Source organism: Clostridium sp. KLE 1755 (assembly GCF_000466465.2).
GTDB lineage: Bacteria > Bacillota > Clostridia > Lachnospirales > Lachnospiraceae > Eisenbergiella > Eisenbergiella porci.
On the sequence record NZ_KE992693.1, the window covers coordinates 158,239 to 181,609 of the forward strand.

The 23,371-nt window shown below is 48.3% G+C and carries 22 protein-coding genes; 3 read left to right on the top strand and 19 right to left on the bottom strand.

Annotated elements, in window-relative coordinates; genetic code table 11:
* Positions 1–219: 219 nt before the first annotated feature.
* From hypE to HMPREF1548_RS10205, 10 genes are all read right to left on the bottom strand, one after another.
* Complete coding sequence (gene hypE, locus HMPREF1548_RS10160; RefSeq protein ID WP_021635955.1) at positions 220–1,206, bottom strand: hydrogenase expression/formation protein HypE; 987 nt, start codon at positions 1,204–1,206, stop codon at positions 220–222.
* Positions 1,207–1,249: 43 nt separating this feature from the next.
* On the bottom strand, positions 1,250–2,281 hold the full coding sequence (gene hypD, locus HMPREF1548_RS10165; protein ID WP_021635956.1) for a hydrogenase formation protein HypD: 1,032 nt from the start codon (positions 2,279–2,281) through the stop codon (positions 1,250–1,252).
* Complete coding sequence (locus HMPREF1548_RS10170; RefSeq protein WP_021635957.1) at positions 2,265–2,495, bottom strand: HypC/HybG/HupF family hydrogenase formation chaperone; 231 nt, start codon at positions 2,493–2,495, stop codon at positions 2,265–2,267. Before HMPREF1548_RS10170 ends, hypD begins: the two co-directional genes overlap by 17 nt.
* A gap of 84 nt (positions 2,496–2,579) precedes the next feature.
* Complete coding sequence (hypF, locus tag HMPREF1548_RS10175; protein ID WP_021635958.1) at positions 2,580–4,940, bottom strand: carbamoyltransferase HypF; 2,361 nt, start codon at positions 4,938–4,940, stop codon at positions 2,580–2,582.
* On the bottom strand, positions 4,937–5,446 hold the full coding sequence (locus tag HMPREF1548_RS10180; protein ID WP_044915311.1) for a 4Fe-4S dicluster domain-containing protein: 510 nt from the start codon (positions 5,444–5,446) through the stop codon (positions 4,937–4,939). The genes hypF and HMPREF1548_RS10180 overlap by 4 nt, the downstream gene beginning before the upstream one ends.
* Positions 5,447–5,587: 141 nt before the next feature.
* On the bottom strand, positions 5,588–6,667 hold the full coding sequence (locus HMPREF1548_RS10185) for a hydrogenase large subunit (RefSeq protein WP_021635960.1): 1,080 nt from the start codon (positions 6,665–6,667) through the stop codon (positions 5,588–5,590).
* An 18-nt stretch (positions 6,668–6,685) separates the two neighbouring features.
* Entirely contained in the window at positions 6,686–7,024 is a 339-nt protein-coding gene (locus HMPREF1548_RS10190; RefSeq protein WP_021635961.1) for an NADH-quinone oxidoreductase subunit C, read from the bottom strand.
* A complete protein-coding gene (locus HMPREF1548_RS10195) occupies positions 7,021–7,494 on the bottom strand; it encodes an NADH-quinone oxidoreductase subunit B family protein (protein WP_021635962.1) in 474 nt (157 codons plus the stop codon). The genes HMPREF1548_RS10190 and HMPREF1548_RS10195 overlap by 4 nt, the downstream gene beginning before the upstream one ends.
* Positions 7,495–7,520: 26 nt before the next feature.
* Complete coding sequence (locus HMPREF1548_RS10200; RefSeq protein WP_021635963.1) at positions 7,521–8,387, bottom strand: respiratory chain complex I subunit 1 family protein; 867 nt, start codon at positions 8,385–8,387, stop codon at positions 7,521–7,523.
* Positions 8,387–10,312 carry an NADH-quinone oxidoreductase subunit 5 family protein gene (locus HMPREF1548_RS10205; RefSeq protein ID WP_021635964.1) on the bottom strand — a complete coding sequence of 642 codons (1,926 nt, stop codon included), beginning with the start codon at positions 10,310–10,312 and terminating at the stop codon, positions 8,387–8,389. Before HMPREF1548_RS10205 ends, HMPREF1548_RS10200 begins: the two co-directional genes overlap by 1 nt.
* 312 nt (positions 10,313–10,624) lie before the next feature.
* On the opposite strand from HMPREF1548_RS10205, the gene HMPREF1548_RS10210 reads away from it, so the two are divergent.
* The 3 genes from HMPREF1548_RS10210 (at position 10,625) to HMPREF1548_RS10225 (ending at position 12,962) form a co-directional block, all read left to right on the top strand.
* Entirely contained in the window at positions 10,625–10,870 is a 246-nt protein-coding gene (locus HMPREF1548_RS10210) for a hypothetical protein (protein WP_021635965.1), read from the top strand.
* Between the two features lie 182 nt (positions 10,871–11,052).
* The gene (locus HMPREF1548_RS10220) at positions 11,053–11,574 is read left to right on the top strand and encodes an RNA polymerase sigma factor (RefSeq protein WP_021635967.1); all 522 of its coding nucleotides are present in this window, start codon (positions 11,053–11,055) and stop codon (positions 11,572–11,574) included.
* Positions 11,571–12,962: a DUF4179 domain-containing protein gene (locus HMPREF1548_RS10225; RefSeq protein ID WP_021635968.1), complete on the top strand. Its 1,392-nt coding sequence runs from the start codon at positions 11,571–11,573 to the stop codon at positions 12,960–12,962. The genes HMPREF1548_RS10220 and HMPREF1548_RS10225 overlap by 4 nt, the downstream gene beginning before the upstream one ends.
* A 91-nt stretch (positions 12,963–13,053) precedes the next feature.
* Here the strand turns inward: HMPREF1548_RS10225 and HMPREF1548_RS10230 are convergent, their stop codons facing one another.
* The 9 genes from HMPREF1548_RS10230 to HMPREF1548_RS10270 form a co-directional block, all read right to left on the bottom strand.
* Positions 13,054–14,958: a bifunctional diguanylate cyclase/phosphodiesterase gene (locus tag HMPREF1548_RS10230; RefSeq protein ID WP_021635969.1), complete on the bottom strand. Its 1,905-nt coding sequence runs from the start codon at positions 14,956–14,958 to the stop codon at positions 13,054–13,056.
* On the bottom strand, positions 14,951–16,390 hold the full coding sequence (locus HMPREF1548_RS10235; protein WP_021635970.1) for a glycosyltransferase family 2 protein: 1,440 nt from the start codon (positions 16,388–16,390) through the stop codon (positions 14,951–14,953). Before HMPREF1548_RS10235 ends, HMPREF1548_RS10230 begins: the two co-directional genes overlap by 8 nt.
* Positions 16,383–16,916 (bottom strand): hypothetical protein, encoded by a 534-nt coding sequence (locus tag HMPREF1548_RS30470; RefSeq protein ID WP_021635971.1) that lies wholly within the window; start codon positions 16,914–16,916, stop codon positions 16,383–16,385. Before HMPREF1548_RS30470 ends, HMPREF1548_RS10235 begins: the two co-directional genes overlap by 8 nt.
* 22 nt (positions 16,917–16,938) lie before the next feature.
* The gene (locus HMPREF1548_RS30475) at positions 16,939–17,250 is read right to left on the bottom strand and encodes a hypothetical protein (protein ID WP_021635972.1); all 312 of its coding nucleotides are present in this window, start codon (positions 17,248–17,250) and stop codon (positions 16,939–16,941) included.
* Between the two features lie 17 nt (positions 17,251–17,267).
* Positions 17,268–19,430: a hypothetical protein gene (locus tag HMPREF1548_RS10250; RefSeq protein WP_021635973.1), complete on the bottom strand. Its 2,163-nt coding sequence runs from the start codon at positions 19,428–19,430 to the stop codon at positions 17,268–17,270.
* A 14-nt stretch (positions 19,431–19,444) separates the two neighbouring features.
* Positions 19,445–20,893, bottom strand: a complete 1,449-nt coding sequence (locus HMPREF1548_RS10255) for a CotH kinase family protein (RefSeq protein WP_021635974.1) — start codon at positions 20,891–20,893, stop codon at positions 19,445–19,447.
* A 4-nt stretch (positions 20,894–20,897) separates the two neighbouring features.
* The gene (locus HMPREF1548_RS10260; RefSeq protein WP_021635975.1) at positions 20,898–21,575 is read right to left on the bottom strand and encodes a DUF4956 domain-containing protein; all 678 of its coding nucleotides are present in this window, start codon (positions 21,573–21,575) and stop codon (positions 20,898–20,900) included.
* Positions 21,576–21,670: 95 nt separating this feature from the next.
* A complete protein-coding gene (locus HMPREF1548_RS10265) occupies positions 21,671–22,366 on the bottom strand; it encodes a polyphosphate polymerase domain-containing protein (RefSeq protein WP_021635976.1) in 696 nt (231 codons plus the stop codon).
* A complete protein-coding gene (locus HMPREF1548_RS10270; protein ID WP_021635977.1) occupies positions 22,363–23,259 on the bottom strand; it encodes a hypothetical protein in 897 nt (298 codons plus the stop codon). Before HMPREF1548_RS10270 ends, HMPREF1548_RS10265 begins: the two co-directional genes overlap by 4 nt.
* Positions 23,260–23,371: the final 112 nt, after the last annotated feature.

Below are 23,371 nucleotides of genomic sequence, written 5' to 3' on the forward strand. Positions count from 1 at the left end.
GGAAGCTTTTATGGTTTGGCTGGTTCTGGATCGAGATTGCCTCTCTCTACCCCGCCATTGCATTCATAATTTGGCGTTTGCTGGTTTTGTGGGACGAAAGGGTTCTTTCGCCAAATTATGAATGTAGGGCTTCGCCCTATAGAAAAAAACAAGCAGGCAGGTCTTTGTGAGTAAACTCCCACGCTTTGCCTGCTTGTTTTTTTCTGCATGGCTCATGGGTTAGCATATCCTCGGCAACCCCTCTCCTATTAGTTCTGATAGGATGCGGGTGCCGCCGATGGGGGTGGTTAGGAGGATTTTTCCTTTTTCTTTTTGGGAAATATGGCCTATGATGGCGGCGTTCTCTCCGTAGCGGCTTTTTTTCATGCATTCCAGGGCGAGGGGGGCATCTTCGCCGGCTACTACTGCGGTCATTTTTCCTTCGTTTCCCATGTAGAGGGGATCCAGTCCCAGGAGGCCGCAGAAGCCTTTGACGGGGGCGGATACCGGAAGGCGGTTTTCTTCAAGCTCCACGCAGCAGTCGGAAGAAACCGCAAATTCATGCAGGACGGTCGCAAGGCCTCCGCGGGTCACGTCACGCATCGCTTTGATACGGACGCCTGCCTCCTGCATGGATTGTACCATTTCGCCCAGAGGGGCACAGTCGCTCAGGATCTGGTTTTCAATTCCCATCCGCGCGCTGAGAATCGCTGCATGATGCTCTCCCAGATAGCCGGAAACAAGGACCGCATCTCCTTCCCTGCACAGGGACGCACTTATGTTTACACCCTCCGGCACAAAACCCACCCCGGCCGTATTGATATAGACTCCGCCGTTTCCTTCTATGACCTTGGTATCCCCGGCCACAATCGTCACGCCTGCTTCCGAAGCAGTTTGGGCCATGGAGGCCGCAATCCGTTCAAGCTCCCCGCTCTGTGCTCCCTCTTCAATGATGAATCCGCAGGTCAGGTATTTGGGCTGTGCGCCGCTCATCAGCAGATCGTTCACCGTTCCGCATACGGAAAGCTTGCCGATATCCCCTCCCGGGAAAAAAATGGGGTTCACAACAAAGCTGTCGGTCGTTACCGCAATTCTCCCGCTTCCCGGAACCACGGCGGAATCTTCCATTCTGGAGAGCACTTCATTATTGAAATTCCGGGCAAATATATCCGCAATCAACTGAGAGGTTGCCCGGCCCCCGCTTCCATGCGCCATTGTTATCTTCATTTTCTTACCTCCGGCGTATCACAGGCTTTCCCGTGATACTGCATTAATTGTAACAGCTGTTAAAGCAGCTGCCCTCCGTGGAAACCATACAGGCTCCCTGGGGTGTCTGCGGCGTGCATACCTTTCCAAACAGAGGACACTGGGAAGGCTTTATTTTTCCCGTGAGCACCTGCGCGCAGCAGCATGCGGAATTTTTTTCCCGATCCTCGGTCAGCTCCCGGCTGCCGGCGTCGAAGGCTTCGTATTCTTTCCGCAGCACCATGCCGGAACCGGGAATGATCCCCATTCCTCTCCACGCGGCATCCGCAGGTTCAAAATATTCGGCCACCGCCGCGCGGGCCTGAAGGTTTCCTTCTCTTGTCACGGCCGAAGGATAAAAATTTGCCACCCGGCCCTTCCCCTGAAGCTTAACCAGCGCTGCAATGGCAGTAAGGATCTGTTCTCCTTCAAAGCCTGCCACCACGAAAGGGATTCCGAATTGTGCCGCCAGCCCCTCAAAGGCCTTGCTGCCCGTGATCACACAAACATGCCCGGGCGCGAGGAAGCCGTCTATTCCGCAGTCTGCGCTGCCTGCACACATCCAGGATATGACCGGCGGCATCACCTTCAGCGAGGTGAGAAGGCGGATATTTTTGATTTCTTTTTCCAACGCCTTTTTCAGCAGCATGGCATAAACAGGGGCTGTTGTTTCAAAGCCCACTGCCGCAAAAATATAAATATGCTCCCTGTCTTCCTCCGCCAGCCGTAAGATATCCATGGGCGAATAAACCATTTTCACCCGGCAGCCCCCGGCCTTTGCCTCGCTCAGGCTGCACCTGCTTCCCGGCACACGCAGCATGTCCCCGAAGGTGACGATGATATTCTGCGGTTCCTTTCCCAAATCGATCAGCCTGTCAATATATTCCGTTACCGTGACGCAGACCGGGCATCCCGGCCCTGATACCAGCTGGATGGAAGGCGGCAGAAGGCCGGGGATACCGTTTTTGTTGATTTCAGCCGTATGGGTGCCGCAGACCTCCATCAGCTTCAACGGCCTTCCCTGATAGCTCTGCAGATATTCAAGAATTTCCTTCACCCGCTATTTCCTCCAATTCTTCAAAAAGCTCCCGCAGCTGCCTGCCCTCCGTTTCCGACAGGACCTGTAAAATACAGCCCGCATGTACGAGTACCTGATCTCCCGGCTTCACCCGGACAAGCCCTGCCTCCGCCCGAACCGTATTCCCCTGAAAATCCACTGCTGCTGTTGTTCCTTCCACTGATACCACCCTGCCGGGCAACGCTACACACATATCTGTTCCGCTCCTTCTTCCTACTGTCGGCAGAAGTCCGGCAGCTTTAAAATATAAAACTGTCGGCCCGCTGCATATTTTTACTTACTGTTTCATCGTAAGGGACGCCAGCCAGGCCTGTCCCAGCGCGATGCCGCCGTCATTTCCCGGCACCTGTTCGTTTACATATACCGTAAATCCATCCTTCTCCAGAAGCTGCCGGCACCGTTCCTGTAAAATCACATTGGCAAAAACACCGCCGCCAAGCGCCACCTTGTTTTCATGAAACCGTTCTCTCAGCAGATGGCACATCTCAAGCACCATCCCGGCCACCGCTTCATGGAAGCCCAGCGCCAGTGCCTGTATTTCCGGGCCGGGGGCATTTTTCTCCCCGTCTTTTCCCCGGTTTTTATCCCTTCCGAAGGGAACAAGCTCCCTGCACAGGGTACGGATAAGCTCACGGCGATCCGCAGTCAGTCCCTCCGGTGTTTCCCTTATGGGAAAAGGCAGCCGGACAGGCGCAAGTCCTTTTTCCATGGCCCCGGCCGCGGCGTTTTCCAGGGCTATTGCGCATTCGCCTTCATAGGTATTATACTCCCGGATTCCCAAAAGCGCACTTACCGCATCAAAGAGACGGCCCATACTGGTGCTTTTTTCCGTATTGATATGGGAGGCGACAGCGGCGCCCACGGTGGCTGAATTACAATCAGGCAGGAGCTTTACACAAGCTTCATCCCGTGGAGCAAGCCCAGCATGGAGAAGATGGCACACTGCCGTCAGGGCAGCATCCTTTGCCGAGGCATCCCCGCCGCAAAGCTCTGTTTCATCCAAATGCCCCGCCCTGACAAAGGAGGAATCTGTGCATATGAGGAACTCCCCGCCCCAGATACTGCCGTCCGTCCCATAACCGGTTCCGTCAAAGATAACGGCGATGCAGCTGTTCAGCCCGTGTTCCGCCATGACTGACGCCGCATGGGCATGATGATGCTGAAACAAAAGCAGCTCCAGGTTGTACAAAGACGCTATTTTTTCAGCCTGTGCAAAGGTAAGATATCCCGGATGCATATCGCATGCCACCGTTTTGGGATGCAGTCCGAAAAGCCGCTCCATCCGCTCTTTGGCGGCCATATAGGTCTGGAATACCTTATAATTTTCCATATCGCCAAAATATTGGCTCATATAGGCCCGGTTCCCTGAAGCAAGGCAAAAGGCCGATTTCAAATCCCCGCCCATGGCCAGCACCGTGCCTGTGCATTCCCCGGGAAGCAGAATGGGGGAGGGTACGAAGCCTCTGCTGCGGCGAAGCATCTGGGGCCGCCCTCCGGTAACACGCATCAGGGAATCATCCAGCGGCGTTACGATTTTTCTGGTATTCCAGGCTATGCCATCCAGGCAGGAGGGCTGCTGCTCCCACAGCTGCTGTATTTCTTCCTCGGTTGTAAGAATCGGTTCCTCCGTTACATTGCAGCTGGTCATAATAAGCGGCCCTGCCTCCTCCGTGAGCATCTGATGAAGCCCTGTACAGGGAAGGAAGGCGCCCAGATAACGGCTTTCACCGCCTACTGCATCTGAAAAAGCCTTACCGCCTTCTTTCCAGGAAAGAAGGACAATCGGCCTTGCAGCGGAACACAGAAGCTTTTCCTCCTCCGAGGACAGGATACAGTATTCCCGGATGCTGTCAAGGGATGGGAACATGACCGCAAAGGGTTTTTTCTCCCTGTGCTTCAGTATGCGCAGCCTCCTGACAGCGTCTTCAGATGCCGGCTGGCAGGAGAGCTGGTACCCTCCCACTCCCTTTAACGCCAGGACTCCGCCGTTTTTCAGCTGCCTTATGGCCGCCTCCAGCGCTTCGTCCCGGCTGAGCACGGTGCTGCCGTTATCCGTCCATAAAAGCTGAGGCCCGCAGTTCCTGCAGGAAATGGTCTGAGCATGCCTGCGTCTGTCCGCCTGCCGTGTATATTCCCGCTGGCACGCAGGGCACATGGGAAATTCACGCATGGTAATATGTTCCCTGTCGTAAGGAATTTCTTCAATAATACTGTAGCGAGGACCGCAGTTCACACAGCTGATGAAGGGATAGTGAAATCTTGCGTCCGATGGATTGTGCATCTCGGCAAGGCAATCCTCACAGACAGGAAGATCCGGCGGGAGCAGCGGAATGTCCGTTTCATTTTTCCCTTCGCTAGGCACGATATAAAAGTCTGCCGGGCAGTTCTCATCTTCCGGACTCTTTTGCGCCAGCTTCTTGGCACGCACCTCTTTTACCTGGGCCGCCGGAGGGGCAGACGAACGAAGGCGACAGATAAATTTATCCATCGCCTCCTCGTTTCCAAATGCATCTATCTTCACTACGCCGCCGCTGTTGCAGACGCTGCCGCTGATATGAAGTTCTTCCGCCAGGGCGGCAACAAAGGGTCTGAAGCCCACGCCCTGGACCACTCCCGTAATGGTGATTTCGTATCTCATGCTTTACCCTGTGCTTCGGAAGCGTTTGCTGCCGGGGCCGCATTTGCCTGCGCCGTATTTACCGGGGCGGCATTTGCCTGTGCCGCAGGCTTTGACGCAGATGCAGCCGCCGCCGGGGCAGCCGGCTTAACCACAGGCTTTACCACCGGATCGGGCATATTTGTTTTCAGGAAGCTTTCCGTTTTCTTCACGTCCCCGGGCTGTGTATAGGTTTGCTTCATGGAAAGGCATTTCTTCGGGCACACCTCTACACAGCAGCCGCACTGGATACAGCCAAACCGCTGGATTTCCCAGGTTTTGCCGGCCCGATCCACTGTAATGGCTCCGGTGGGGCATTTTCTGGAGCACAGGCCGCAGAGCACACAGGTGTCTATATCGATTTCCACGTGGCCCCTTGTCCTGTCAGGATATTCTCTCGGCTGCTCAGGATAAGGCCTTGTGGCGGGCTTGCTGAACAGGTTCTTGAGAACCGTACCCGTGAATTTCATGGTGTTCATGTTTTTCATATTAACCTCGATTCCTGCGGAGTTCATACCGCATTTTCCGTCACAGTCCGTACATCTTAACTGTGACGACTTTTTTCTTTCCTGCCAATGCGCTGCAGTTTGGCCAGCCGCACTGAATGCAGCTTCAGCCGCCCTGTAACGTCAACGCTCCGTACAGCTGATGCAGGGATCGATTGTCAGAATCAGAATCGGCACATCCGCCAGCTGGCAGCCCTTTAAAGTTTCCAGCAAAGCGGGCAGATTGGCAAAGGTAGGGGTGCGGACCCTGAAACGGTCAATAAATTTCGTGCCGTTTGCCTTTACATAGTAGATGGCTTCGCCTCTGGGCTGCTCTTCCCTCATGAAGTACTCCCCTTCCGGGAAGCCCTTGAAGGGTACTGCCACTTCACCGCCGGGGATCCTGGAAATTGCCTGCCTGATGAGATCGATGGACTGGAAGATTTCCCGGATACGCACGTCACATCTTGCATAGCAGTCGCCTATATCACTGGTCACGGGTTCAAAATTCAGATCTGAATAGGCTGCATAGCCCAGCTTCCTGTTATCCAGGGCGATTCCGCTGGCACGCATAAACGGGCCGACCGCTCCAAGATCATGAGCCTGCTGCTTTGTCAGGAAGCCCACATCGCGCAGACGGCTGTTAACAGCGGTATCTTCCAGGAAGGTCCTGGCCACCACCTTCAGTTCCTTTTCAATATCATTAAAATCAGCAATAAAACTGCGCAGCATGGAAGCATCCATATCCTTGCGCTGTCCGCCGATCTTGTTTACAGAAAAAATAACCCGGCCGCCGGTGGAAGCTTCAAACATATCAAGTACCTTTTCCCGGATTTTCCAGGACTGCATGAACAGGCTTTCGAACCCGAAGGCATCCGCCAGAAGCCCCAGCCAGAGCAGGTGGCTGTGGATTCTTGACATTTCACACCAAATGGTGCGCAGATACTGCGCCCTGGGCGGTATTTCTATGTTCATGATGTGCTCAACGGCTTCGCAGTAGCCCATACCATGCATAAAACTGCAGATACCGCAGATACGCTCCGCCACGTACACATATTCCGTAAATTCTTTTTTCTCAACGAGCTTCTCCAGCCCTCTGTGGACAAAACCAATGGAAGGGACTGCTTCCACTACCTTTTCATCCTCTAAAACCAAATCCAGATGAATCGGCTCCGGCAGAACCGGATGCTGCGGTCCAAAAGGAATCGTACTGCGTGTGGACATAATCTATTCTCCTTGTCATTACCCTCTGAAGGGTGCCTCTTGCTTGATACGGTACAGGTTTCCATGATAATCCAGGGTGATCATCTTAATGGGGATTCCAAAAAGATCATGGATTTCATTCTCATAAAGGAATGCCGGCTCATAAATATCACTGATGCTTACGATTTCCGTATCCGGTGAAATAACGAGCCGCAGCCCCACCATTTTATATTCTTTACCGAAGGAGTAGGTCACTTCCATTTTATCTCCCGCTTTCGCCGCGCAAATCTGGACGATCCGGTAATCCCTGTGCTTCAGCTTCAGGACCTCCGTAACCAGATTTTCCGGTTCCACCTGCATGATTTCGCCGTCAATCATTTTGCTCCTCCTTCCTGCTTCGCCTGTATTTTCTCTTCTTTCTTCCGCGCGGCGCGTTCCTCTCTCTTTTTATCCAGAAGAGCCACGGCCTTTACCACGCCGTCAATGATCGCTTCCGGTCTTGCCGCACAGCCCGGCACATAGATATCCACCGGAATGATGGTATCCACGCCGCCGATAATATTATAGCATTCTTTAAAAATGCCGCCGTTGCATGCGCAGATTCCCACCGCTACCACCACCTTCGGCGAAGGCATCTGGGAATAAAGCTGCTGTACCACCGGTTTATTCTGTTCATTAATTCCGCCGGTAATCAGGAAAATATCCGCATGCTTCGGGTTTCCCGTATTAATGACCCCGAACCGCTCCACATCGTATACCGGAGTCAGGCAGGCCAATACTTCTATATCACATCCATTGCAGCTGGAGCCGTCATAATGCAGCAGCCAGGGTGATTTTGATACTTTCATGTTACATCCTTCCTTTCCTGCTGCGATTACTTCATCAGCATGACTATCATCAGGTTAATCCCGCCGGCCGCCAGCGTCACGATCCAGGTCCATTTCAGCATGGTCTGCCATCTCACTCTGGGGAACACGTTATCGATCAGCGTTTCCAGAAGGAATGAGGCCAGACATACCAGAATGGCTGCAGGAATGCTCAACCAGCTGGAGTTAACGATGAAAAGTCCGATGACTCCCAGCAGGAACACATTTTCATACCAGTGGGAAAGAGTTACCAGCGCCAGGATATTGCCGGAAAGCTCCGTAGTCAGGCCTCTGACCATTTCCTGATGGGCATGGTGGGAGGTACTGATGTCATAGGGTGATTTCCTGAACTTAATGGTCAGGATATAAAGGAAGCCGATAAAAAATCCGGGCAGAAGGCAGATCGCGGAAATATTGCTCTGCGCAATCTCCTTTACGGAAAAGCTTCCCGTCGCAATATAAAATCCAATGGCCGTCAGAAGCACCATCGGCTCGTAAGCCATCATCTGCATCAGCTCTCTTTGCGCCCCCATGGAGCTGTACGGCGCATTGGCCGAGCAGGCCGACATAATAAAGAAAATACCCGCCAGCGTCAGTGCGAAGAACACCAGCAGAATGTCTCCGCCCCAGAAGAACAATGCCCCTGTGAACACAACAAAAACCAGGAATCCGCAGACAAGGAAATCCTGCACGCTGTTTACCACAACGGACTGCTTTGCAAAGAGCTTGTTGATGTCATAAAAGGGCTGCAGCACGGAAGGCCCTTTCCTGCCCTGCATCCTGGCAGCGACCTTACGGTCAATGCCTTCCAGGAGGCCGCCGATAAAAGGCGCGCATACGATATACAGAATGGCAAACCAGAAATATTTTGACATTACAGCGCACCTCCTATCGTCATAATCATCAGAATAATCAAAGCCCCGCTGGCCAGTACCAGGGAAGGCAGAAGAAGCTTGTTTTCCGCAAAATAATCCGGCATATACCAGTTTGCCAGATACATATGCTTTTCTTCACCGAAGGAATCCGTGAAGTTCCTGTCGTCTCCCGCATTGGCTCCGCCCATGTAGGACATGACGATCTTGTTTTTCTTTCCAAGTGTGAGAATCCGCACCGCTATCGGAAGAACGAGGATGGTACACAGCATCATGATCATGATGTACAGGTTGCCGGTTCCGATAAGGTTGGGCACGTACTGATGATACATTTCCATCAGGAAAGGCTCAATCAGATAGGTGGACACCAGAGGGAAGGTCAGGCACAGTGTAACCATGAGTACGCTCAGGGAAATCAAAGAGGTCCATTCGCTTTTCTTGGTCACGTTATTCAGGCGTTCCGAATGATGATGCACCGCTACCAGGGTGCCCAGCCACTTTGTCCAGTAAAAAAGTGTGGTGGCGCTGCCGAATACCAGGAAAATAACCAGCAGGATGCTTCCTGAATCCACATAAGCCTTTAATGCGGCCCATTTGGAAATCAGCATGCCGAAGGGCGCAAGGAACATACCTGCAATACCGATAATCATAACATAGGCCAGCCCGGGCAGCTTCACAATCAGCCCGTGCATATCTTCAATATTCCTGCTTCCCGTACAGTTCTCCACCGCGCCCACGGAAAGGAACATCAGGGACTTGGACACCGCATGGAACATCATCAGAAGGATCGCAGCCCACACCGCTTCATGCATACCCACACCGGCACAGGCTGTAATCAGCCCCAGATTGGAAATTGTGGAATATGCCAAAACCTTTTTCCCATCGTCCTGGGAAATGGCCAGCATGGAGGTTACAAGGAAGGTAAAGCCGCCGATGGTGGTAACCATCAGGCCCGCCAGATTGCCTTCCATGGCAGGCGCCAGACGGATTAACAGGTATACGCCCGCCTTTACCATGGTTGCGGAATGCAGCAGCGCGCTGGTAGGCGTAGGCGCCACCATGGCTCCCAGAAGCCATCCGGAAAAAGGGAGCTGCGCGCTCTTGGTAAGTCCTGCAAAGGCAAGAAATACCACCGGGATCAAAGCCAGGCCCGCTTTCGCATCCGAGCTTACCGCAAGGGCCACCAGATCCTGGATATTGATAACCTGGAGGGAAATCGCCGCATAGGCAATTGCCACCGCAAAGCCCAGGCCGCCCAGCAGGTTCATCCACAGGGCCTTAAAGGAATTCTCCATGGCCTCATCCGTCTGATTGTAGCCAATCAGCAGGAAGGAACAGATACTGGTGATTTCCCAGAAGAAATAAATCCAGATCAGATTGCTGGAGAAAATCAGCCCCATCATGGCTCCCAGGAACAGAAACAGCATACCGAAGAAAAAGTATCTTCTGTCCTTGTAATCCAGATGGTGTCTGTTGTAATCCTTCATATATCCAATTGCGTACACACAGATCAGACAGCCTACTATACCGATGATCAGACTCATGGCAATGGTCAGCTTGTCCGCAAAAATATGATCGCCGGGTATCTCCGTCCGGCCGGTAAGCTCCAGCCAGGTCATCAGCCCCGTCTGCGCAATGGACAGCAAAGCACAATAATACTTTCTGAATTTAAAGCTGTAATAAAATACAAGAACTACCAGCGCCCATTCCACTACCAGCATCAGCATATCGATACCGTGTGTGTGAGGCAGGTAGGAGACGGTCTCCCCTGAAACCAGGCTGGTTACCGCAAATAAAATGACTGCCGCTACTAAAATCCCGCAGAGAGTAAACTGGACGCATCTTCTGACCAGTCCGCTCTTTCTCATGCATGACATAACGAGCGCAGCAAAGAATGGAAACAGAATTAAAAAACCTATCATTCCCATATGGAATATCCCCCGCTTTCGCCTTATTGGACTATTATTCAGGCTTCCAGGTGGGTAGTACGTGTGCCGGACGTATTGCTCATCTTTTGAAGTTTAAATCAGTCCTTATCCATCCTACTTCTCTTGTCCAAAAGTGTCAAGTGACAAGTACAAAAATTTTGTTAAAACAAAAAACATCACGACACTATTCTGTGGTATAATAAGAAAAAAGGTAAATTTTTAACAAACGCACTGAAGGCCGCAAATACGGGCGGAAACGCTTCCGCCTGTGCTCTGCCTGCCGCATTTTCTTAATTAAAAGGAGGAATTTCCATGAAATGTCTGTTCAGCTATGCCAATGAATATGTAAAGGAATCTGACTGGAAGGATCTGGCTCTGGTTAAATTCTGCCTGTGTGCCACAGGCGTCATGATAGGCCTTTGCATTCCCAAAGGAAAAAAGAAAGTGCCTTTATTGATCGCAGGCGCTGTTTTCACAGTGACCTACATACCGCTTATGACAAAATTTCTCCGTATCATACTTCGTAAGGATGAAAATGCTGCATGCGAAGAAGAATAGGATAGGGAAAAACCGGACAAAAAGGGAACTGCCTGTGAAGAAAGGGCGGTTCCTTTTTTTGCCGTCACAAGGCTGCAGGCTGATCATAAATTTTTTTTATTTAAGCGGACCAAAATCCCCCTCCTGCCATCTAATCATTGTAATGACCAGAAAGTCCGGACGTTATTACAAGGAGAAAACTTATGAAAACACTGATTAAAAAAGCACAGCATAAGGATGCCGATGCCTTTGTGGAGCTGATGCAGGAAAACATGAAGGACATGTATAAGGTTGCCCGAGCCATTTTATCCAACGATGAAGATGCCGCAGATGCCATCCAGGACACAATCCTGGCCTGCTGGGAAAAGATACATACCCTGAAGCAGGAAGAATTTTTCAAAACCTGGCTCACGAGGATATTAATCAATAACTGCAACCTCATACTCCGAAAAAAACGAAAGCTTGTGCTGGATGACAGTATCATGGACATGCAGGCCGGCTGCGAATGCGACGGCTACGAAAACACCGAATGGAAAGAAATGCTTGGGTGTGTGGATGAGAAATACCGTGTCATCATTATTCTGTACTATGTGGAAGGTTTTAAAATCAGGGAAATCGGCGAAATACTCCATGAAAGTGAAAGCGCCATAAAACGGCGGCTTGCATCCGCACGCAAGCAGATGGAGCTGGCCTATTATCCCGAAAAACGGAGGAATGCCGAATGAAACAAAGTGAAAAAATCATTTCCGGTTTACAGCAGGATATTGTGCTTCCCGATATAGTATTGCAGAAAGCCGATGACGCCTTCAGCCGTATTCTGGCCGAAAACGAAAAAGGAAAACAGCCTGCTGCCAGCCAGGGCAGAGGAAAAAACAGCCGCCATAAAAAAAGAAAACGCTTCCCGGTCTGGGCAAGGGGACTGACCGCTGCCGCCGCAGTGTTAATTGCAGCCTTTGGCATCTGTGCCGCCAATCCGGTTATGGCTGCCAAAATACCCATTATAGGCCATCTGTTCTCTCTTTTGCAGGACAAAATCAGCTTTTCCGGGGATTATACCGGCTATGCCGAACCTCTGGACGGCAACGTGCAGACAGATCCGGAAACCGGAGGGGACTCTTCTGTTACCGGCAATCGGGGAACATCTTCCTACTCCCAGACAGTAAACGGCGTGACCGTAACCCTTTCCGAGGTTTACTGCAATCAGGAAGCTTTGAATATTTCCCTTATTATAGAGGGAAATGAAGATTTTCAGGACAAAATTATGACAAACCAGTTCGGGAAGCAGTCCCTCTTTCTTGATATGGATACTGATTTCAGCTTCCGGGATACTCCTGTTATGGCAGGAAGCGGCAATATTGAAGGCAGCTTTCTGGATGCCAGGACGTATGCGGGTGTCTGGCGGCTGGATTTAAAGGATGTTCTTTTCGACGTATCGGAAATCGACAGAATGACCAGCGAGGCGGAAGCAAAAGGCGAGGAATTCGTGGTGAACCAGGAGGTTCTGGACAAATATGGAAAAATGCTCACGCTGCCTGATGAATTCACACTGAATATCGATTTGAAAAGAATTGAAGGTATGCTTGCCAACCCGCCGGAAATCGACTGGGGTATGAGTAAGGAGGAGTTGGAGGCACTGTCTGATGAGGAGTTCCAGGCGCTTCATGACCGCATTTTTGAAAAATACGGACTGAACAAGCATCCCAATACCATGCAGCATTACTGGTTCGAAGGCCCCTGGACCTTTACACTGCCCATTAAGGTCAATACCGCCAATAACCGCACCATATCCGTAAATGATGTGAATGAAGCCGGTATCGGGCTGGAATCCGTCACGGTTACGCCATTTGAAATCCATATCAATGAAGTCTATCTGAACCATGACAAGGCGGACTATTTCCCTGTTGTTCTTGACGCCCAGGGAAAATATATCGACTCCGCAGGTTCCGACGCCGCCTTCCTGCCCGTGGCGGATCACGATATTTCCAGAATTACCGTTTATCTGTGCGACTATCTGGAATATATGGATGAACTGAAAGGGCTGAAGTATGAAGATAATTTCAGGGAACTGCTGGAGGAACGGGCGGTTTATAAAAAAGAGGTTGTGCTTGAGTGACAGGGTATCGTGAATGGGAATGCCCGGATTAGAAAACATACTGGTCAGGGCCTGTCAATGACAGGCCCTGATGCAATACAACCACAAATTTTTAATTCTGTTTTGCTTCCAGCTCATCAAAGGAATCCTGGCTCACCGGATAATAATAATAGAAGCCGGTGGCATAATCACAGCCAATGCTCTTTAAATACTCCGCCTGCTCTTCGTTTTCTACTCCCATGCAAACCACCTTCAGATGCAGCTGACCGCAGAAATTCATGATGCTTTGGATGACCGTTTTCCCTTCCGGCTTATCAACGTGACGGATAAGGTCGTGCCTTAGCTTAATGCTGTCCACGCCGCAGTCAAGGAAATCAAAAAAAACACGATCCAGTTCCAGCCCGGCCAGACAGATATGAAAACCATATCCGCGCAGTTTGCGGATTGTGTCCATAAAGCTGTCAGAACGGCTCATTTCGACCATCTGGTTCAGCTGTATTACAATTCTGTCCCGATCTATTCCATATTGCTCCGCAACCGTATTAAGTTCCTCCGCGAACTGTTCATCTCCTACGTTCTCAACCGTAAAATTAAACAGCAAATCCAGCTTTTTCCCCTTATCCGCCTCCTCTCTCAGGAAACGGCAGCCCTGACGGAAAATATCCATGTTCATTTTCCCTGTAAGCTGCTTACGTTTAATTACATCCAGGAAATCTCCCGGCTGCATAAGTCCCCGTCCCGGATTCTGCCAGCGTACAAGCGCTTCGGCTCCCATAATTTTCCCGCTGCCTATCTCAACAATCGGCTGGAGATACATAATGAATTCCTGATGCATAAGGCCATGTATTGCCTCATGTTCCATGGCATATCCCGTTACGGTCTCCCGTTCTACCATTTCATCGTATACCGCGCATTCCATAAAATGGTTCCGCGCAAACTCCGCTGCAATTTCCGCTCTCTGAATTGTTTTCAAAGGCTCCGTTTCAAGTCCTGCCATGCGGTAAATACCGGTATGCGGTTCCAGGAAGTATCTCTTCTGCTGCTTCTTAACCGCTTCCGCGATCCCTTCATGGATCTTTCCGATTCTTTCTTTTATACTGTCCACACTGGTATACTGCAGGAAAAACACATAATAGAATTCATTGAACCGTGACATTGCTTCCTGTTTTTCATCCAGCATCGGTTCACAGAAATCACGTATTATCTGCAGCACCTTTTCAGATTCCGGATACCCGTATATATGGCTGATCGTTTCAAGACCGGCATCCAGGAAAAGCACCGCATAATGTTCCCTGTTGCCGTCGTTTATCCGTTCTGAAAATTTCTGTTTCCAGGCCGTAAAATTATCCCCGCCCGTCAGCTCATCCCGATAAGCAAGCCGTATTACCTCCCTCCGTTTTCTTATGAGGTAAAGAAAAAGCGCAAGGACAGCCAGCAAAAGGATAATAATTGAAATCCACATGTAAACAGCAGGCTTCCTGTTCTCCTGGTAAACAGATCTTGCATACTGCAGCAGCAGGTTTTCCAATCGTGCATCATCTATGCCATCCAGCCCGGCTTCCAGTTTTTTCAGGTCTTCTTCCTGCATGCTTTCCGTATAAGCAAGACAAATATTTACCTTATCTTCCCCTTCCTGAAATACAAAACTGACATTACTCTTCCTTAGTCCCGCCTCTTCCAGTTCTTTTTCGGACAGGTCCAGTGTCCATACAGCATCCACCTGTATATTTCCTGCCAGCTCCAGGCGTTTGTCTGTTTCCGACGGATCCACATAATGGATGCCGAGTCCGGATTGTCCCGCCGCTTCTTCCAAAATATCCGGCAATACTCCCTGGTAGTTTTTGCTCTGGCTGTCATAATATTCAAGAGGCCAGGAATCCGGAATCCCTGCCATATATATCACATCCTCAGCGCCAAAAACAGCTCTGAGAGGCACCAGGAACCATAGAGCGGTAAATATGGCCGCTGCAGCAGGCCATCCCATAATTTTCCTTCTTTTCCCTTTATATTCACGCATTTTTGCCTTCCACCTTCTGTTCTTCCGATTGCTTCAGTTGAATTTTCTGACGCTGAATCTGTCCCCACACATTTTTCTTTTTCCGATAGCCGATAAATGCCGTCATTCTGGTGAACGCCTGTATAAAACGGAAAAATACGCTTTCCGAAATACACAGATAAATTGATTTAACCACATCCAGAAAGGACAACTTGATGTTCTGCGTATAAATCCTTGCAAAAAAAGCAGTAATTGTAAGTACCGCTCCGTAAAGCGCATAAATCATGAAAAACAGCACCATAAAAGGGACGTTTATCAGATTAACCGCATATGCAAGTATAATAGTGAGCAGACCAAAAAGCTCAATAAACGGCGACAGCAGTTCATAAAGAAGATAGTATAAATAGGACACATAGCCCACCACGCCGAACTCAGGGGCAAGAAACATCCTGCGATGCTTGCTCAGGCACTGGAACAGCCCCAGATACCATCTGCGGCGCTGCTTCTTCAAATCCTTAATGCTGGACGGACACTGGCTCCAGCAGATGGCGTCCGGAACATAACGGATACTGTAGGAGATTTTATTTATCCGGCAAAAGGAATGGAGCTTTACCACCAGTTCCATATCTTCTCCCATGGTATCGGTATCATATCCCTTCACAGCGGCTGCCATATCCTTCCTGAATAAACCGAACGCCCCTGAAATAATCAGGTTGCCGTTAAATTTATCCAGGAAAATACGGGATGCCATAAATGAACGGTCATATTCCAGAATCTGCATCCCCACAATCGGATTCCAGGGCATATGGTAGTCCACCAGTTCTCCTTCATTAAGAACCGCACAATTAGAAATACGTACCAGTCCTCCAACGGCTACTATGGTATCATCCTGTAGTACCGGTTTTACAATTTCCTTCAGCGAGTCCTTCTGCAGAACACTGTCAGCATCCATACAGATAAAGTATGGATACCTGGAGGCATTAATGCCCATGTTCAAAGCATCAGCCTTTCCGCCGTTTTCCTTCTGCACAAGGGTAACAGTAATACCATTCACTACCGTTTCATAAACGTTGATTACCCTTTTACAGGGAATCTGGCGGTTAATCGGGCGATTTACCTTTCTGAGCGAAAACGTATCAAGGAGCACCTGCGTTGTATTATCACTGGATCCGTCATCCACCACAACGATTTCATACAGCCTGTAATCCATCATCAGCAGGGATTTAACCGTATCCGCCACAGTGATTTCCTCATTATAAGCAGGAACGATAATAGTCACCGGCACATAATAATCATGTGATATTTCATTATGATATTTTTTCTTTTTGTTTTCTTTATACAAATCCAGTGAGCCATATATGACAGACAGCATCAGAAATGTGGAATAGCCCAGCAGATATATAACAAAAATGACGCCAACACAGCTGTAAAATAACTTTATCGCATCAAACATTTACCTGTCCCTCTTTCATTTCCTGCTGTCTGATTTGTTCCTTCTCCAGAACGTATCTGATAATTTTCCTGGCATACCGGTCTCTTCCGTTTTCCACATCGAAAAGCCGGAGCCTTGATATTCCCAGACCGTAAATCAGGGCCTCCGCGCAGTTAAGGCGAACATACCAGTTAGCCGCCTTCAGGCCTTCCTTCAGGCAGAAAACAGTATCCTCCCCCGGATAAGACGCAAGGGCGGAGGCGGCCATCGCCGCATACTCCCAGTCTATATATTCCTGATAACGGACGTAGTTCTGAAGAATTTCCCTGACTGGCTCATAGGGATATCTGCGGAAATAACGGATAGCTTCCAGCTGTATCTCCTTATCTTCATTTTTTCCTGACAGCAGCGTAAAAAACTGCTGCTGAAAGTCCCCTGTAAAAAAACGGATAAACTGCATGACCGGCAGAAAAAGTGTGGTACCAAACTCTTCCCTGTGGGCGAAAAGCAGCTTTGCAAGCTCCTTCCTGTCTCCCCGGAAGCTCAAAAGGCCATCGGCCAGCAGCTTACTATTCCGCGGTGTATTCCTCCGGCGCCTGTTGCTTTACAGTAAGCACGGAGTATTCAAACGCCCGCAGCTTTTCCGGATTTTTCAGTTCCTTCCTCAGCCTTTTGTAATGTGCGGCCTCAGGCTCCCCGGCCTCCTTCAGCCGTTCGATTTGAGCCGATATTTCTCCTACAAAGGACAGGCTTCTTTTTTCCAGCGCCCTTCCTTTATATTTGTCAGCAAAAATATAAAGGATATTGAAAACAAGCACGGATAGGCAGCTTGCCATATAAATATACAGGATAACCTCCGGCCGGAATGACAGCACATGCATGATGCTCCTCCTTTATACTACCCGGCATTTTTTGCCCATATTTCCTTTACAGCATAGTAAGACTGCTTCAGGCGCTCATGATACTCGGGATTTTTTCCCCATCCCACCAGCGGCATTTCTCCCATTCTGATTCTTGTCCCTTTATCCTCCGACGATCCAAGCCCCGCATATATACTGTCAATCTTCAGATTCTCAATGCCGTAATTTTCATAGTAATCATCGTGTATCTGCTGTTCTGCGGGATTGGAAAAATTAAGAAGCTGCCAGGGAAGGCGGATTTCGATTTCATTGCCTTTTACAATAAAATCCGATACGGAATTATAGTCTTCACTGTAAGGGTTCCCGTTTCCAAAGGTGAGGCGGCCTGTTTCGAATCTTTCAGCCATCTTATCTTCTTCCTGGACTGCATTAATTTTACCGAGCTGCATCGCCATATAAATATTGACAAATAACGGTGAATCTTTATCCGGGACATTAAAATAGGGATTTTCTTCCCCGTAATCTTCTGCAAAAATTACCCGGAATGCCTCGTATCGCTCCTGAACCAGCACCTTGCTGTTATCTTCACCATCAAGAACGATCAGGAAATCTGCCTGACGGTCAAATTTAAGTTCTTCTTCTTTCGCATAATAGCTTCCTGTTTTCGGGGTAAAATCGACAGGAATATAGAGAATTTCCTTCGGATTCGGATGTTCCTGATGTATTCTGAAATATATAAATTTCTCGTCGTATTTCATATACAGCTGGGAGCTTCCATAATCTGCAATCAGCTCCTTCTCGCTCCATTCATCCACATCCCCATCCGTATAACATACGCTTGTCTCCTTGCCCGGATCAAAAGCCATAAGTCCGAAGAACTGTTCATTTGTCTGGAAATCACTCCAATATGCCGTTTTGGATAAATCAACATTAGCCATGGTATTCCAGGTCCTTTTAAACCATTCATCCTGCCAGGAAAAAATAACACAGCCGGCACATCCGGCCCTGCGGATGTCTTTATAGCTTTCCACAATAGCCGTCCCTTGTTCCTGTTCCGACATATAGCCCTGGGATCGAGCTGTAAATAAGTCAAGCTGTGCCCTTCCTCTGGAGGTAGGGACGCCGAATTCCGATATAACCACCGGCATTTTATGATGCCTGCAGAGTAATTCCAGATAAATGCCATAGGTGTTATAATCACCATCTTCCAAACGATATTCTTCAGCGAACGGGATTTCATTCTTCCAGCTGTCATAGTGGGCCAGATAATCCGGATAATAGGAATACACATGATAAGAAGCAAACTGTCCTGATTTAAAACGATCCGTAGAAAGAATATGCTCCACATCCACGCTGGCGCACTTCATAAAAAGCTTTTTGACCTCTTCCGGATAATCCAGTGGATCTGTTGTAGGCCAGTTGGAGAAAGCGATAAGCCGCTGTTCTTTATATTTTTCACTTTCATACCTGATGATTTTGTCTCCGACTTCAGCAAGCATAGCTTCAAATGGCGTGGCTTCTTCGGACGTATACATATAATCCCCATGATAGCTGTTATTTTCCGGCTTCATATGATTCGTATAGGCGACGGTAACATCTTCCCATTCTACGCCCAGAATATAACCCAGCACCCAGTCTGAAATATCCTTATTATAAACCCCACTGGCACTGGTCGCCTGGTAACCCAGATTGATTTTACGCCTGCCGTGAATAACATCCACAAGCGTTCTGCAATCTTCCAGGAGCGCCTCTCTAAAGGAGTCATCATAGGCATCCACATGTGAATTCTGGACATAATCGTTCACCCATACACCATGCAGTATATATAAGGGATTAGGATTATCCTTGTTATATTCGTATACCGCCTCGTAAAAATCCGGTATCTGTATAGTATAAACACGGATGGTATTCGCCCCCATCTCCTGAATCATACCAAACCAGCGAAGATACGTTTCCTTATCAATCGCAAACTCTGTGGAAAAATATCCCGGTATTCCTACTCCCATGTCAACGCCCCGGATTTCAAAGGGCTCCATTCCCTTTCCCGTATCAGCCAGGATTTCTTTTCCCTGCGTAGTCGCAAAAAAAGAGACCTCCTGATCTTTATTTAAATCTATATATACGCCCCATCGGTAATACGCCATATCAAACAAAAAAAGGAGAAGGATTGCCGTAATTGCCGCAATTAAAAACTTTTTCAATTGATTGCCCCCAATCAGTGGTTAAACTTCTTATTTATCGATTCATGGCTGTAGGAACGCAAATCCTCAATATGCTCATCCATCCACCTCATACGCCTGACCAGACGCGTTTCATATTGTTCCACAGCAGCTTCATAGGAGCCTATTTTCCGCTCATCCTCATACAGCAGATCCTTTTCCGGCAGGAAACTGTATCCCCATTTTTCAAAATTGCGTTCTATGGCCGGGCCCAGATAACTCTGTACCCCGGCGATATAGCTTTCCACCGCTTCTTCACTGAGTATCCCCTTACGCAGCTGATGGTATCTTGTTATCACCTTTTCCATAAAAGCTTCATCCTTACACAGCATGAAATACCAGGGACGGTGCTGCATAAAGAAGCCTGCCATCGGAGTCTGATCTTCTATATAATTATCACAACAGTTATTGAAATCCCAGACGCACATTTTAAGCTTTCCGCTGACATCCTTATAAAAATAAGTGGAATAAAGACCCGCGTCTGTATTCTGGGTAACTTCATTTATGATAAAGTAATCGACAAAGCTGTCCACATCAATATAATTCTGATATCCGTATCTGGCCGTATCATAGTCAAAGGAATATAATGCTTTTTCAAATCTGGAAAAATCACGGCTGATGTATTCAGTCAGTTCCGGCGTTATCCGTGATGCTCCCGGATATTTTACCTCCAGCTTTCCGTTGATTCTCAAAGCATAGCTTGTGAAATTATCCAGGTACTGCACATCGTTGACACTCTCACGGTCAGCACAGACAATATAACTGGAAATATTGGACTTTCCGTCATATTTTGTCATTTCGATTCTGCCTTCTCCCATACTGATCTGCTCAGCCATTACATAAAGCCCCTGATACTCGTGATCCAGAAAGACTTCACAGTACCGGACATCCGGCGCCCATTCCATAATCTGCCCTGCCAGATTGTACCACATATAATTACGCATCAGTGTTTTATCCAGATAAGGCCCGTGAAGCACCCATGTGCTGTCCTTTTCCATACCCATGACTTCCAGTTTGCGTTCCATGCCCGCATCATCCGTAAATTTGAACAGATACCCCACTTTATCAAACGTCCTGGAGGAATTGCCCCTGACACGAATATTGATTTTAGATTCCAATACAGGCTGGGAGCTTAGCTTATTCAGTTCCCCTTCCCTGTCATAAATCCGCATATCCGCCTGTATAAAGCTGTTCTCAATATCTTTTATATGCTGCCCCTGCTCCGGCCGGCCTGGAATAACCACCCCGCCAGTTTCGATACTGACCACCGGCAGATGTGATGAAAAAGTATCCTCATCAATTGACAGACTGGTATCTTCTACCTGTGTATTGTATGACAGATGCTGCTGATACCGCTGCTTTTCCGGATCGATATGCCTGGAAAGCAGCAAGGCTGCCAGAAGCAGAAGCACTACCAGTCCTGTGTAAATTTTCCTGCTGTTCATTTTCTTACCCGCTTATTTCATCATTCTGCGTCACGACGTTCACATACTCAATAGATTCCAGCTCATACAGCATTTCAACGATGCTTTTTTCCTTTTTATTGGAAAGCAGATAAGTTTTCCGGGGCATTTCAAATATCAGCTCAATGGAATCCCTGCTGGTATTCTTGACACGCATCATGGCCTTTGCCTGAAAATAATCAAAAACCACCGCCTCAATTCTGCGTTCCATGTTTCTCGCGCCCCGGATGATGAGAAGTATCCTGTTGTCATTTTTTACTCTTCCCAGAATCAGAAGTACAATAAATACAGCGCCGCTACCAATAACAGCCACTATATAATCCCCTACGCCGCAGCAGATTCCAACGATTATTGTCCAGAAAATATATGCGGTATCTCTGGAATCCTTAATCGCCGTACGGAATCTGACGATGGAAAGCGCGCCGACCATACCAAGGGAAAGCGCTATGTTATTGCCGATAACTGTCATAACCGTTGCCGTAAGAATGGTCAGGGTGATAAGTGAGACGTTGAATTTTTTGGAATAGACGCCGCCTGCATGCGTAAAATAATAGGATAAGTAAATAACGCAGGCCAAAATTGATGCTACAAGGATATGCAGGAAAATTTCTTCCGTAGACAGGGAACCAGATTCCTGAAATATTGTATAAATATAATCTTTCATGAGTTTTTCCTCTCTTATGCACGATTGTTGAATTAAATACGGGTGAATCAGTTTTCACCCAAAAGCTGCTTCCAGCTTCAAACAGCAGCTTCCTATTAAAACAGATAATGAAGCCCGGCGCTCCTGGATAAACAGTATTTACTTACTGATGTGGGGGTTTTCCCTTCCAGACTCACCATCTGTTTAATATAACTGAGCATAAATCCGTTATACTTTACTTCCATTACCACAAGATACGGATCAAGTACCGGATTCTGATTTAATACAGGTGAAAACAGCCGGAAATCGCTTTCTGTCGCCTTAATTGCAAAATCAAAAGTAATTCTCGTTTTATTTTCACTGGCCACATAAGCCTTTCTCTGATATTCTACTATCGCTTTCGGCCTGTAGCAGAGCATATTCATCAGTCCATAGCACTCCATGGCAAAAGAATCTGTATAGTGAAGCAGGCAGGAATATTCTCCCCGTGACAGAGCTTCTGCATCCTCCCGGCCAAGGCGCAGAGAACGCTTTTTCTGATTTTCTCCCTGCTTCTGTTTCATTTCCAGCATGGCAAAATCAGAATCGGGTGAATATGTTCTCAGCCGGATTTTTCTCCGTATCTCAAGACCGTCTTCCTTTTCGTAAAAATCTCGCTCCTGCATGGTATCAAAATATAGACTTCTTATCGGATACCCCATCTTTCCATTATGTGAATCAGGATGCAGTACCTGTTCAAAGGTATGATCCAGCCTGCGGAACTGGTCATAGGAAAGCAGGTATTTCTTTTCCTGCCGAAGGACCTCATTCATGCATTCTCCTCCTTCTCCATAAGGTGCAGGCAGGGCTTCAGATAGTGCCAGGAAAATCCAAGATATTCGTAAGGATATTCCTGCCTGAGCCTCTCCCAGCTTTCCACAACCGCGTCAAAGCCATCGTAATAATATGTATTCTGTTCCGTCAGGCTGTGATATCCGGGTTTCTGCATTTCAGTAATATGGATAATTCCTTTTTTATACTTTTCAGCGAGTTCCATTTCACCTGCAATCTGTCCCGCTTCATCCCTTTTGTCGTAATTCATAACAGCAATACCGTCACAGCCTTTCTGTACCAAAAGCTCAAGCTGTTCCGTCAGGCCTGTTCTGTCATAAAAATTTGGGATACAGACGATAACTGCCAGTTGTTCCTTTTGGGCTTCTTCATAGGCATGAATACAGTTTTCAACATACTGCTGCATATATTCTTCCCTGTTATCTTCCCATTCATCCAGCAGATATGGCTCCACATCCCATACAATGCCTGTAAATCCTTTTCCTTCTCCGGCTTTTCGGTTCCATTCTGCGGTATTTTTTACAGCTTCCAGCATGGAAACTGCATTTTCCTGCAGGCCCCATTCAGATGCGCCGGCAAGATAATACACCAGCTGCCCTTTATCCCCGCGCCGTTTCAAATAATCAAGTACCTCCGCCTCCTGCGCATCCGACGGGATCTGCTGGTATACCACATTGCAGCCAAGCCGTTCCATCACCTTTTCTACTTCTTCCTCCATTTCCGGCAGTATATACTCTTCTTCCCAGGAAAAAAGGCTTGTCTCACTTACCAATGCTGTCTTACTCTCCTTTCCAGGCCCGCATCCCGATAATACGATCGATGCTGCTGAAAGCCAGATTCCCGCTTCGGCAAATATGCAAAAATGTCTTTTCATAGCTTATGTCTCCGGTTTCTGTTTACGTAAACAAACCGCATGTTTTTTAAACATACGGCTTTTTTATCCTGAAAGGTATCAACTATACTCTTTGTCCCGACATAATTCAGGT

Bases quoted from the DNA above. Each gene is read 5' to 3' on its own strand.
- HMPREF1548_RS10180 (WP_044915311.1), bottom strand. From the start codon at position 5,446: ATGAAAAACATGAACACCATGAAATTCACGGGTACGGTTCTCAAGAAC.
- HMPREF1548_RS10205 (WP_021635964.1), bottom strand. From the start codon at position 10,312: ATGGGAATGATAGGTTTTTTAATTCTGTTTCCATTCTTTGCTGCGCTC.
- HMPREF1548_RS10195 (WP_021635962.1), bottom strand. From the start codon at position 7,494: ATGAAAGTATCAAAATCACCCTGGCTGCTGCATTATGACGGCTCCAGC.
- HMPREF1548_RS10230 (WP_021635969.1), bottom strand. From the start codon at position 14,958: ATGCGTGAATATAAAGGGAAAAGAAGGAAAATTATGGGATGGCCTGCT.
- HMPREF1548_RS10225 (WP_021635968.1), top strand. From the start codon at position 11,571: ATGAAACAAAGTGAAAAAATCATTTCCGGTTTACAGCAGGATATTGTG.
- HMPREF1548_RS10220 (WP_021635967.1), top strand. From the start codon at position 11,053: ATGAAAACACTGATTAAAAAAGCACAGCATAAGGATGCCGATGCCTTT.
- HMPREF1548_RS30475 (WP_021635972.1), bottom strand. From the start codon at position 17,250: ATGCATGTGCTGTCATTCCGGCCGGAGGTTATCCTGTATATTTATATG.
- HMPREF1548_RS10190 (WP_021635961.1), bottom strand. From the start codon at position 7,024: ATGATTGACGGCGAAATCATGCAGGTGGAACCGGAAAATCTGGTTACG.
- HMPREF1548_RS10270 (WP_021635977.1), bottom strand. From the start codon at position 23,259: ATGAAAAGACATTTTTGCATATTTGCCGAAGCGGGAATCTGGCTTTCA.
- HMPREF1548_RS10210 (WP_021635965.1), top strand. From the start codon at position 10,625: ATGAAATGTCTGTTCAGCTATGCCAATGAATATGTAAAGGAATCTGAC.
- HMPREF1548_RS10200 (WP_021635963.1), bottom strand. From the start codon at position 8,387: ATGTCAAAATATTTCTGGTTTGCCATTCTGTATATCGTATGCGCGCCT.
- hypE (WP_021635955.1), bottom strand. From the start codon at position 1,206: ATGAAGATAACAATGGCGCATGGAAGCGGGGGCCGGGCAACCTCTCAG.
- HMPREF1548_RS10260 (WP_021635975.1), bottom strand. From the start codon at position 21,575: ATGAAAGATTATATTTATACAATATTTCAGGAATCTGGTTCCCTGTCT.
- HMPREF1548_RS10265 (WP_021635976.1), bottom strand. From the start codon at position 22,366: ATGAATGAGGTCCTTCGGCAGGAAAAGAAATACCTGCTTTCCTATGAC.
- HMPREF1548_RS10235 (WP_021635970.1), bottom strand. From the start codon at position 16,390: ATGTTTGATGCGATAAAGTTATTTTACAGCTGTGTTGGCGTCATTTTT.
- HMPREF1548_RS10170 (WP_021635957.1), bottom strand. From the start codon at position 2,495: ATGTGTGTAGCGTTGCCCGGCAGGGTGGTATCAGTGGAAGGAACAACA.
- HMPREF1548_RS10255 (WP_021635974.1), bottom strand. From the start codon at position 20,893: ATGAACAGCAGGAAAATTTACACAGGACTGGTAGTGCTTCTGCTTCTG.
- hypF (WP_021635958.1), bottom strand. From the start codon at position 4,940: ATGAGATACGAAATCACCATTACGGGAGTGGTCCAGGGCGTGGGCTTC.
- HMPREF1548_RS10185 (WP_021635960.1), bottom strand. From the start codon at position 6,667: ATGTCCACACGCAGTACGATTCCTTTTGGACCGCAGCATCCGGTTCTG.